An 11,925-nucleotide genomic window follows, 5' to 3' on the forward strand; every position below is an offset into this window, starting at 1 on the left:
ATTTACAAAATGAATATCATCATGTTCCTTTCATATATTTTTTTTTTATTTTTACTTAGCATGTTGTATTGTGCTACTTACAATCATTTTTCATGCAATATAGAAGCACCTACACCGTATTTTGCTTGTCTAATCGATTTTTTCTTTTGAACAAAAAAAAGGACGCCGGTTCCGGCGTCCTTACTTATACTTTTCTGTATGTGCTACAATTTCTTCTGTAGTAACTGATTTACAAGAGCAGGGTTGGCTTTTCCGCGTGTTTTACGCATAACTTGACCAACGAAAAAGCTTTGTAATTTATGCTTACCACCGCGATAAGCTTCTGCTTCTGAAGGGTTTTCTGCAATAACTTCATCCACAACTGATTCCAGTTCGGACGAATCAGAAATCTGAACCATGCCTTTGGCTTTTACATACGCTTCAGCAGAGCCACCCTGCTCCATAAGTTCAGGTAAAACATCATTCCCGATCTTGGTAGATATTATTCCTTCTTCAACTATGCGAACAAGTTCTGCAAAGTGCTGTGGCTCAAGTGCAACATCTGCAACTGTAATATTGCGCTCATTCAGTTCACGCATGAACTGACCCATCATAAAGTTACTTAATTTTTTAGGGTTATTAAAGGCAGCAACAGCAGCTTCATAGTATTCAGCAATAGCTCTATCTTGCGTCAGCAAGTTAGCATCATATTCAGGCAACCCGAATTCTGATTCAAAACGAGCACGTTTTTCAAGCGGCAGTTCCGGTAACTCACTCTTCCATTGTGCAACCTGATCTTCAGACAACATAACCGGAATCAGGTCAGGATCAGGGAAGTAGCGGTAGTCATGTGCCTCTTCTTTTCCGCGCATAGAAGCAGTAATATTTTTTTCCGCATTATACAAACGGGTTTCCTGAACTACCTTTTCACCATCAAGAATAAGATCTTCCTGACGTGCAATTTCGTATTCAATACCGCGCTGAACATTGCGGAAGGAGTTCATGTTCTTCAACTCAACACGAGTGCCGAATTCTTCCTGCCCACGAGGACGCAGAGAAACGTTTGCATCACAACGGAAGCTGCCTTCCTCCATGTTGCCATCGCAGATATCAAGGTACAGCAAAATAGAGTGTAATGTTTTTAGGTAGGAAACAGCCTCTTCCGCGCTACGCATATCAGGATCGGATACAATCTCAATAAGCGGCACACCTGTCCTGTTAAAATCTACGTATGAAAGATTTTCTGCCTGAGAATGAATAGATTTACCGGCATCGTTTTCAAGCTGGATACGGGTAATGCCCACACGCTTTGTAGACTCACCAACAGGAATTTCAATGTGCCCAGTCTGGCAGATTGCATTATCCAGCTGTGATATCTGATAGCCATTAGGAGAATCTGGGTAGAAGTAGTTTTTGCGCTCAAAAATAGAATCAAGACTCACAGTGCAATTCATTGCAAGTCCCATTTTAGCAGCAAATTCAACAGCTTTAGCATTTAATACCGGCAGTGCACCCGGCATACCGGAACAAACTTCACAAACGTTTTCATTCGGCTCAGACCCGAAACGGGTTGAACAGGAACAGAATAATTTTGATTCCGTCTTGAGCTGAGCATGAACCTCAAGCCCGATGACAACTTCAAAATCAGCCATAACACTCTCCTTGCATCTATCTTCCGGAAAAACACCGAAGAACAGCTACCCTGTCCAACAGACACAAGGTAGCCTTTGATTTTTATTTATTACAATTTTACTTACATAGAGGTAATACCGGCATCGTAATATTTACCGACACCATATTCCGCTCTACGGAAAAACTTCTCTGAACTCGGTCCAATAATCTGCAATTCCGGATTTCTCTTCTGCACATCCAGGGCAATACGCATTTCCTTTGTGCAGCCAGTTGAGAATGTGGAATCTTTACCAGACCAGATTGATGGAACTTTGCGGTCAAGCAAAGCAAAGCTTGTTTCTATATCTTCAACTGTCTGAAAACGCCAGACGTCCAGCATGCCGCTTCGCTGCACCTGTTCCCACATAAACATCAAGTCATCCCCGTCCATGCCCTCTTCAAAGTGCTCAGCGGGGTTAATAATAAAGGTACTGTCGAGCCGCGACCGTAAATGCGCCACAAAGGTATTCACAACTTTAATGGCAGTGTCTGTTTCACCCGGAATAGAGCCGATGATCGCGCTATAGAACATAACACTGCGACCCTTTTCTTTTTCCTTGCGCATACTTTCAATAATTCTGCTTGCCATAGCATTAATGGCTTCTTCACTAAATTTACGCACACTTCCAGCTCTCGGTTTTGCTTCCAAAACAAAAGTGCCATCCTTTTTCCTGTAGAAACCGATGACATCGCGAGTAAAGCTGTGTCCGCAATTTAATAAATTATCATAGTTTGCTGCGCCCTTTGCAAAAACAATATCGCACTCTTTCCACGCACGGGAGAACGTTACATTTGTTTTATACAGATTCAACTTCTCACGCATGCCGTCCGAAATAATTAAGAAGCGATGGGAACGCAGCAGCGCAAGTAAAAGATTTTTAGATATAGTGTCGTTTGCCACCATCTTGGCACTTTTGCACAACTCCACCAAAACAGGATCTTGCATAGCATCCCAGTAGGTCGGGGAATCGAACAAAAAGCCTTCTTTCAGTGCCAGAATTACTTTATGCCCCTGCCTGAGTAACGCCCGAATAAAGTAGAGGTCAAATACAATTCCACCACTGCTTTCAGGAAGGAACAAAATTGTTTTTCTATCATCTTTTTCCGAACCCAAAAGCACATCCAGCGAATGGGCTGTCGGGCACGGCTTGTTGATCTCCGCTTCGACATCAAGATACGAAGGAGTACTGCTGCTCCACAATTCGGGAATAGTGGACAGATACATAAGCCGCACCAGTTCAATAGAATCAAGCTCGGAACGTAAATTCCGCAAATCAGGATTATACATGCATTCTGACGGTGTTGCGAACAACAACCTGTCGATGGATGGTGTGTTGAAATAATCAAATGCGCGACGGTTCGCAGCAACTTTATCACCGCTAGACGGGTCTACCAGAGAGCACTGTGTAAGAACAATGCTGTTCATGCGTTTCAACAAACGGGAAGGAATCATGATTCGTGAGGACAAATGAGTCTGGAACCGTAAGCGGCAAAACCCCATTACTTTACGTTCATGATATTTGTTGAATGCATGTTTGCGAATCAAGCGCACAGTATGAAGCCAGATTCGACCATACTCACGCATCAAATCGCCCGAAGGCTTTTCTTCCATCAAGCAAATCAAAGTTTCATCTGAACAAGGGATAAAAACTTGCTGGTCATCCAGCGCAACCATGAATCTAAGTTGCTCATCCGAAGCAACATTTTCAGGATTCATGAGGTGCTCAATATTATTTTCTGTCTTAAAGTGATGCAACCATGCGTCCATAGCGGCATCTTGTCCCCAGCAAACATCTCTGGCAGACACAATCTCAGGCAGTTCTTTTCCCATTTCTGTTCTCCCTCATTCAAAATCACTGGTCTAGGGTGTCTGCATGCACAACAAGTTGAGACAACGTATTCTTCTTACAAAGCAACAGTAAAATATGTTGAAGAGCAACGCTTCAGTGAAACACGTTTTTTGCTGATAGCGTAGTAAGAAGAACGAAATAGCAGCAGCACAAAGTTACAATGCAGAAACAGACCCTAACAATTTTCGCGAATAAAACCTCTTTTTAGAAGTTTATCGTAGTACGAATTATCATCAAATTCAGCGTACAGCAGTCCACCTTCGGCTTTGGAAATGGAAACTACATCATCAGATTCCAGCAGTATGCCTTCCTGACCATCCTGAGTCAGAAATAGATCAGCGTCATGGCTCCGCACAGCAGCAGAAAAGACATGCGCACCCGGCAGCACCATTGGATATAAACTGCGTAAAAAGGCACAGACAGGCGTTACAGAATATGCATCCATATCAGGATGGACTAATGGTCCCCCAGCAGAAATAGCGTATCCGGTTGAGCCTGAAGGTGAAGCAATAATAACACCATCAGCACGCACTATTCCCATAGGGCTGCCATTCACAGAAAGCTCTAGGCGAACAACACGGGCAAGCGCCCCTCTGTTGATAACAAAATCATTAGCAGCTACTCCGCTGAAAACAATTTCATCCCCGCGAGTTACAGTGCAGGACAAGGCAAGTCTTCTGCGAAACTGTACTTCACCGTCAATAATAGCCTGTAGGCGCTCTTCCCATGCATCACTAGGAATTTCGGCAAGAAAACCGACTTTCCCCATATTGATACCCACAAGCGGCACTTCGCAGCCCACCAGCCTTCTGGCAACGCTGAGCAAAGTGCCATCACCACCCAGCACAATCACAAGATCGCATTTGGCAGCCTCACGGATATGTGACCATTCCGGAGTGCCGTTCTCACAAATAACTCCCTGAATATCGCGCGCAGCAAACCAGTCGAGCAACTTCTGCCCGAGAGTGGCGGCATCGCCATAGGAAGCCTTTGTTACAATACAAATAGTAGAAATTTTATGGTGCATTGCAGTTCTCTAGTAAAAAGCGGCTATGACTTCAAGAAATGGATGATAAAACGTCGCATAATTCCAACTGTACCACCAGCTTTTTTCGGACAATATGAATCTCGCCGACTAAGTATTTTTTCCTTTACGGGAATACAAAGACTCATCGAATTTGACACTTATTATACCCAAATAACATATCCTTTTGTGTATATTTTCTCACATTGTCACTCCTGCGTATATAGTGTACTTCCATTCCGTCAGGTGGTACCTGACCTGTATACATTATCGTACGCAAAACACTGCGTCTGGAGAATTGATGACCCAACAAGCAATAGACACTATTTTAGAACATGCACGTGAAGGTGCACGCCTGCGTGAAGAATATTTTGCGGCTCACGCTGAAGATGTAGACGCCGTTGCTCGTAAGTTTGCCGTTTGTCTGGCAAAAGGTGGCAAAATTTTATTTTGTGGTAACGGTGGCAGCGCCGCAGATGCGCAACATCTCGCAGCAGAATTTGTAAATCGCTTTCTTATCGAACGCCCTCCGCTTCCGTCCATTGCCCTGACAACTGACACTTCCATTCTCACAGCCATCGGCAACGACTATGGCTATGATCTTGTATTCTCAAAACAGGTTCAAGCATTGGGTAATAAAAACGACATTCTCGTCGGCATATCCACTTCCGGTAATTCAACCAACATTATCAATGCTTGTAACGCCGCCCGCGAACGCGGACTGGTTACTGTTGGGTTCACCGGCAACGGCGGTGGAAAAATGACTGAACTGTGCGACTTTTTATTAGATGTACCACACACTCACACGCCGCTCATTCAGGAAGTACAACTTACTATCGGTCATCTTCTCTGCCAGCTTACTGACTACTACCTGTTTGAAGATGCAGCCGCTCTTCAGGCAGATTTAGAAGCAGCAGAATAAAAATTTTCATCTGGTTATATTGACCTTTTTCAATTTCGCACTATCTATTCGCCAAATAGATAGTTAAGGAGCAACGGCTATGCCTTTGTATGAATACGCATGCGAAGATTGCGGCAAAGAGTTTGAAGAACTCGTTTTTGGTGACGAAACTCCAGAATGCCCAGAGTGTAAATCTTCCAACACCCACAAGTTACTTTCTGCAACCAAATTTAAAATGTCCGGAGGCAGCATCTCCGCCCCTACCGGTTCTTCCGGCGGCTCAAGCTGTTCCGGCTGCTCCGGCGGCAATTGTTCTACCTGCGGCTAACCCGTAGACTCACACTCGAACTACCAAGCACTTTCGGACACGACATGAAGAAAATCGTTATTGCTACCCGCGGTTCCAAGCTTGCTTTATGGCAGGCTAACCATATCAAAGACTGTATTGAAAAAGAGCACGAAGGCACTACTGTCGAGCTTTTAATTCTCAAAACAAAAGGCGACATCATCCTTGATGTTCCGCTTGCCAAAGTTGGCGGCAAAGGACTTTTTGTTAAAGAAATTGAAGAAGCACTACTCGACGGACGCGCAGACATTGCAGTTCATTCCATGAAAGACGTTCCTATGGAACTTCCGGAAGGATTAATTCTCGGCTGTATTCCTGAGCGTGAAAACCCTTCAGATACGTTCCTCTCCGTTCAGTACGATTCTCTTGATGACCTTCCAGAAGGTGCTACCGTAGGAACAAGTTCCCTGCGTCGTCAGTCACAGTTGCTGGCTCTTCGCTCCGATCTTAATATTGTTTCCCTGCGCGGTAACGTTGACACCCGTTTACGTAAGCTCATTGATGGAGAGTTTGACGCTATCATCATGGCTACTTCCGGTCTCAAGCGTCTCGGTCTTTCTGCACCAAAAAATGAAATTCTCGGCGCACCACGCTTCCTACCTGCTGTAGGTCAGGGTGCACTCGGTATTGAGTTCCGTGAAGACCGCAAAGACCTGCACGAAATGCTCGCTTTCCTTGAACACCGCCCAACCCGTATCTGTGTTGAAGCAGAACGTGGTTTCCTTTTTGGCTTACAGGGTGGCTGTCAGGTTCCTATCGCCGGTTTTGCAACCATGAAAGACGACGACAATTTCGAAATGGTAGGCTTTGTTGCTGACCTTGAAGGTGTCCGTCAAATCCGTGAAGAAGCTGCCGGTTCCGAAGCAAATGCGCGTCAGGTAGGTCTTGATCTCGCAGAAGTTGTAAAAGAAAAAGGCGCAGACGCCATTCTCGAAGAGGTATACGCTTCTGAAAACGCTGTTAAAAACTAGACAGTGTAGTATTAGTAAATCAAATAGCGGATGAACCACTTGGCTCATCCGCTATTTTTATGCCGTACAGCTACAAGCTGTTGGGTGTTGGCGCTTGCTCTGCTATACTGCAAGCACAACCAACTATATGGCAACTCTGATTTCACTTGCGAATATACTATAAATTGACCGTACCCTACGCTCTTAACGCCAACATTTTTCCAAGTGTTTTGACAGAACCTTTTTTCGCAATATCAAAACACATAAAAACGTATTGTAACTATGGAGACACCCCACTTGCAGCCTGAAGACATGCAAAAAAAAGATATTCTCAGCACTCTCGGCTGGTCTGACAATTTCAGCCAGCAGCTTTCCGAAGACGAAACCACAGAACATATTGGTCGCGTCTGTAGTATTCATGCTGTTCTCATGAACGTGTGGGGTTCATTCGGCAAAGTCCAAATGCCATTACCGGGGAACTGGCTGGGCGGCAAAGCAGAAGCTAAGCCGACAGTCGGAGATTGGCTCGTTCTTGATAAAAATAAGCAGTACCCAGTACGTATGCTTGAACGTAAAACAGTATTTGTCCGCCGTTCTCCACAAAATGAAAAGACTGTCCAGCTGGTTGCGGCAAACCTAGATACTGTCTTCATTGTCTCTTCTTTGAACCATGACTTCAGCTTATCCCGCCTTGAACGTTACTTAGCACTCGCGCTTCAATGCGGCGCAGAGCCTGTTATTATTCTGACTAAAGCTGATGAGGCAGATACCTCTTTTGTTGAAGGCTGTGTAGCGGATGCAAAAAAGCTCTACAAAAACGTTCCCGTTATTGCTATAGATGGGCGAAAAGAACAGACAGCGGCGCTTTTGAAAGACTGGTGCGGGCATGGTCATTCTATTGCTCTTGTAGGTTCATCCGGTGTCGGTAAATCCACATTGATTAACACTATGATGGAAGAAGAGGTAACGCTCACAGGTGCAATTCGCGATGCCGACAGCAAGGGACGACACACCACCTCAAGCCGAACACTGTACGTAATGCCGTGCGGCGGCACTATCATGGATGTTCCGGGTTTTAGAGAACTTCAGCTTCCCGCGTGTGAAGACGCAGTAAAACAGGTCTTCCACGATATAGAGGAACTCATCGATCAATGTGCATTTGTAGACTGTCAGCACGATCAGGAGCCGGATTGCGCTGTCCAACAGGCAATCGCAGCGGGCAAACTGACTCAGCGAAGGCTGGACAACTACCATAAGCTTATTGAAGAGCAAGCACGTACAGGCACTGAGCGAACCTATACGAAACGTCAGGAACGCCAGATGGCACCGCGTCCTAAAACGGGTGGAAGACCTCGTCGCCGCTCTGGTGGAGGGAAAAAGGGTGGCAAGAAGAAAAAGAAAAAATAGTGGCTAGTAACGCTCTGCTTCTATCAAGCAGAGCGATGACCATCATACTATCTTCAAAAAAGCTGGATTCAGGCAGAATCTATCTCGAAAAGCGATAGATATACCATCTAGATAAACATCAAAGTTACGACCTGTCCAAGGTTCTACAGTTAATAGCCTCTGCAATATGCGGAACAGCTATATACTCTGCCCCTTCCAGATCGGCAATAGTTCGCGAAATTCGAAGCACACGGGTGTACGCTCTGGCAGAAAGCCCGAGGGCGTCTACTGCATTCCGCAGAAACGTACTCTCTGCATCTGTTATGGATATAAATTTTTCAAGCCAGCGTCCGGAAAGGTCTGCATTCGTTTTGAGCGGAGTCCCTCTATAACGCTCACTCTGAATGTTTCGTGCAGCCTCAATCCTATCGCGCATTTCTTCAGAACTGACACCTTCTGTTGACTGTAGGTCTTCATACTTTACAGCGGGAACTTCTACATGCAGGTCAATTCTATCCAACAATGGACCGGATAGCTTCGACCTGTAATTTGCTACCTGCCTGCTGTTGCAAATGCATGGGTGTCTGTCGTCAGTCAGATAGCCGCATGGACACGGATTCATAGCTGCCACCAGCATAAAGTCTGAAGGAAAAGACAATGAGATGCTGGAACGGCTGATTGTGACATTGCCGTCCTCAAGAGGTTGGCGCATAACTTCCAGCACGGACTTTTTGAATTCAGGAAGCTCATCCAAAAAAAGAACACCACGGTGGGCTAATGAAACCTCACCAGGTTTGGGGTATGTACCACCACCAACAAGTCCGACATCGGAAATAGTATGATGTGGAGATCGATATGGACGCTCTGTTATGAGTGATCGTTTTTTGCTGAGTAAGCCGGACACTGAATAAATTTTGGTTACTTCGAGAGTTTCATCGAAAGTCAATTGGGGCAGCACTGTTGGGATTCGCTTTGCAAGCATGGTCTTGCCGCTTCCCGGAGGTCCCACAAATAACAAGTTGTGATTACCCGCAGCGGCAATTTCAATCGCACGCTTTGCATGCTCCTGCCCTTTCACTTCGGAAAAATCATGCATCCATTCTGATGCAACGCTTCTTCCTGCCTGCGGCGGACTTGCTGGTTCAAAAATTGTCGTGCCTGCAAGATGCTCTAACACCTCTCCAAGCGTTGCCATAGAGTATACAGGAAGCCCTTCGACAACCGCAGCTTCTGCTGCATTATCCGGCGCAACAATGAGTCCTTTTGCGCCCATCTCCCGCGCATGAATAGCTATGGGCAACACACCAGAAACAGGTTTTAATTCTCCAGAAAGTGACAGCTCTCCTACAAAGAACCACCCCTGCAAAGATTCTGGTGCAAGCGCACCTGAAGCCCCAAGCAACCCTAAAGCAAGTGCCAAGTCATACCCGCTCCCTGCTTTCCGCTTATCAGCTGGCGCAAGGTTAACTGTTATGCGCGACGGAGGCAGCTTATGCCCCGTATTTTTTAATGCAGCCATCACACGTTCCTTTGCTTCGCGCACGGCTCCTTCTGCAAGACCAACCATAGTAAACGCTGGTAACCCTGCTCGGGTTAAGTCTACTTCCATCTCAACAGTAAACGCATCAATTCCTGCCAAAGCAGCACAGGAAACAACAGTAATCACAGCCACCCCGCATTTTCGTTCAAAATATATCTTTTTTTCAATATCCTTAGATAAAAGAGTATAGATTTTTAAAGAGCAACGCAATATTGCCGATTTACTACTCTAAGCACACTTTTATGTTTTGACCTCCTCCTATTATTTACGGTAACACCACCCTCCCGTGTGGGAGAAATGGGAACACCATGTCACACAGAAGAGTTGCTTTAAAAAAAAATTTACTTTATCTGCATAAATACGGTGCATAGAAGTAATTCAAAGAATTATGAATGCTCTACAGAGGAAGTGCATATGACAATACGGAATAGATTACTGCTATCTGTTACTTTGCTTTTCATCAGTACTGTTTTAATTTTATTTTCAAACAGTATATTTTCTGGTTCAGAAGATGATTTCATACGGCATATTATTCAAGGAATTCTCCTTGTTTTTTCTTTTTCTATTGTAGTTACGACTACAATAATGCTGCAAAAGCTTTTTTCTGATCCACTTAGTAGTATTCATGCCTATGCACAGCAGATTAAAAAAGGAAATTTTGAAGCACAGCTCAATGGTACATTCAGTTATGAATTGAATGATCTACATAATTCATTGTTAGACATTGTTTCTAGCTTCAAACACTATGCTTCTGAAGCGCAAAAGAATAATGACTACAATAAAATTGCAGAAGAGCAGGCACAGCGCGCATTAGACAACGCTAAAAAGCAAGAAGAAAAAGTGCAGAACATGCTCGAATCTATGCGCGAAGTCGCAAGCAGAGCGCACAATCTTTCAAATAATGCTTTCAAGGCAGTCCATGAATTATCAGCGCAAATTGAACAAGTGAATAACGGTGTAGATGTTCAGCATGAACGCATGACGGAAACTGCCACCGCCATGGAAGAAATGAACTGCACTGTTATTGAAGTTGCGCATAGCGCTTCCAGCACAGCAAATTCTGCGGCAAGTTCCAAAGAAAATGCCAAGACTGGTGCAGACGGAGTCCGCAGCGCTGTAGGATCCATCCTGCAAATGGAAAAACGTATTTTAAATCTGAAAGAAACGATGGGACAGCTTGGAATGCAGGCTGATGCCATCAGTCAGATTATGACTACCATCTCTGACATTGCAGATCAGACAAACCTGCTTGCTTTGAACGCAGCGATTGAAGCTGCCCGTGCTGGTGAAGCAGGACGAGGATTTGCAGTAGTTGCAGATGAAGTCCGTAAGCTTGCCGAAAAGACCATGCATGCCACCCAAGACGTGGGCGGTGCAATAACCCGCATCCAAACGCACGCCCAACAAAACGTGGAAGCTGTTGAACTTGCTGCACATGATATTGCGCTTTCAACGAAGGCGGCGACAGAATCCGGACATTTCATGGAAGAAATTGTTACCATTATTGACGAAACAGCAATTCAGGTAACTTCCATTGCTACAGCTTCTGAAGAACAATCCGCTGTATCCGAAGAAATTAACCGTGCAATTTCTGACGTAACTCGTATTGCTTCCGAAACTGCTACAGGAATGACCAGCGCAGCAAACGCTGTTGTAGAACTGTCGAGCCTTGTTGAAGAGCTGGACTCCATGATCTCCAGCCTTGCGCAGGGAGATGTCGATAGTGCAGCCGCCAGTGATGGTCCTTTATTCATTTGGAGCGATGATCTATCCGTAGGGCTCAACTCCATTGATAAGCAGCATAAGATGCTGGTCTCGTTAATTAACGAACTCCATGCCGCTATGAAATCACGCCGGAGCCAAAACGAGCTTCTTAGCGTAATCGATAATTTGAAAAACTACACTGTTACACATTTCGGATACGAAGAAGAACTCTTTGCAAAACACGGATATCCCGACACTATTGCACACAAAGAACAGCATCGGAAATTTGTAGCAGAAGTTGTTGATTTTGAAGCTGGAGTTCGCTCTGGCAAGCTGACAGTAACTATGGACGTTATGAAATTCCTCAAAGACTGGCTCACTCATCACATTAAGGGGACAGATAAGCAGTATAGTAAATTCCTTTCATCAAAAGGTGTTAACTAGCTGCACCAGCGCAGCTGAAAACACCGCATCAGTTTGTGACCTTCGGGGGAAGTGTCCCTTTTTTGCAACACCACGACTACTAATTTCAGTCAAAAGCCCAACACTAACTCGTTACTAAACGAGTTACAGG

General features: G+C 44.9%; 9 protein-coding genes. 5 read left to right on the forward strand and 4 right to left on the reverse strand.

Annotation, left to right across the window (positions count from 1 at the left end; all coding sequences use genetic code 11):
• Positions 1–203 precede the first annotated feature (203 nt).
• The 3 genes from gatB to N4A56_RS03370 all read right to left on the reverse strand — a co-directional run bounded on the left by gatB (position 204) and on the right by N4A56_RS03370 (position 4,527).
• Entirely contained in the window at positions 204–1,631 is a 1,428-nt protein-coding gene (gene gatB, locus N4A56_RS03360) for an Asp-tRNA(Asn)/Glu-tRNA(Gln) amidotransferase subunit GatB (RefSeq protein WP_293668967.1), read from the reverse strand.
• Between the two features lie 101 nt (positions 1,632–1,732).
• Positions 1,733–3,481 (reverse strand): ARMT1-like domain-containing protein, encoded by a 1,749-nt coding sequence (locus N4A56_RS03365; RefSeq protein ID WP_295545048.1) that lies wholly within the window; start codon positions 3,479–3,481, stop codon positions 1,733–1,735.
• Between the two features lie 194 nt (positions 3,482–3,675).
• Positions 3,676–4,527, reverse strand: coding sequence for an NAD(+)/NADH kinase (locus tag N4A56_RS03370; RefSeq protein ID WP_293668971.1), 852 nt, complete (start codon positions 4,525–4,527; stop codon positions 3,676–3,678).
• A 298-nt stretch (positions 4,528–4,825) separates the two neighbouring features.
• Here N4A56_RS03370 and N4A56_RS03375 point away from each other — a divergent pair, with 298 nt between their 5' ends.
• The 4 genes from N4A56_RS03375 to rsgA all read left to right on the forward strand — a co-directional run bounded on the left by N4A56_RS03375 (position 4,826) and on the right by rsgA (position 8,128).
• Complete coding sequence (locus tag N4A56_RS03375) at positions 4,826–5,446, forward strand: D-sedoheptulose 7-phosphate isomerase (RefSeq protein WP_293668973.1); 621 nt, start codon at positions 4,826–4,828, stop codon at positions 5,444–5,446.
• A 79-nt stretch (positions 5,447–5,525) separates the two neighbouring features.
• Positions 5,526–5,753 carry a zinc ribbon domain-containing protein gene (locus N4A56_RS03380; RefSeq protein WP_019999761.1) on the forward strand — a complete coding sequence of 76 codons (228 nt, stop codon included), beginning with the start codon at positions 5,526–5,528 and terminating at the stop codon, positions 5,751–5,753.
• Between the two features lie 44 nt (positions 5,754–5,797).
• The gene (hemC, locus tag N4A56_RS03385; protein WP_295545051.1) at positions 5,798–6,742 is read left to right on the forward strand and encodes a hydroxymethylbilane synthase; all 945 of its coding nucleotides are present in this window, start codon (positions 5,798–5,800) and stop codon (positions 6,740–6,742) included.
• A 291-nt stretch (positions 6,743–7,033) separates the two neighbouring features.
• On the forward strand, positions 7,034–8,128 hold the full coding sequence (rsgA, locus tag N4A56_RS03390) for a ribosome small subunit-dependent GTPase A (protein WP_295545053.1): 1,095 nt from the start codon (positions 7,034–7,036) through the stop codon (positions 8,126–8,128).
• Between the two features lie 124 nt (positions 8,129–8,252).
• On the opposite strand, the gene N4A56_RS03395 is transcribed toward rsgA, so the two are convergent.
• Complete coding sequence (locus N4A56_RS03395) at positions 8,253–9,773, reverse strand: YifB family Mg chelatase-like AAA ATPase (RefSeq protein WP_295545056.1); 1,521 nt, start codon at positions 9,771–9,773, stop codon at positions 8,253–8,255.
• 288 nt (positions 9,774–10,061) lie between these two features.
• Here N4A56_RS03395 and N4A56_RS03400 point away from each other — a divergent pair, with 288 nt between their 5' ends.
• A complete protein-coding gene (locus N4A56_RS03400) occupies positions 10,062–11,795 on the forward strand; it encodes a bacteriohemerythrin (RefSeq protein ID WP_295545058.1) in 1,734 nt (577 codons plus the stop codon).
• Positions 11,796–11,925 lie beyond the last annotated feature (130 nt).

The organism is Halodesulfovibrio sp. (assembly GCF_025210605.1).
Classification (GTDB): Bacteria; Desulfobacterota; Desulfovibrionia; order Desulfovibrionales; family Desulfovibrionaceae; genus Halodesulfovibrio.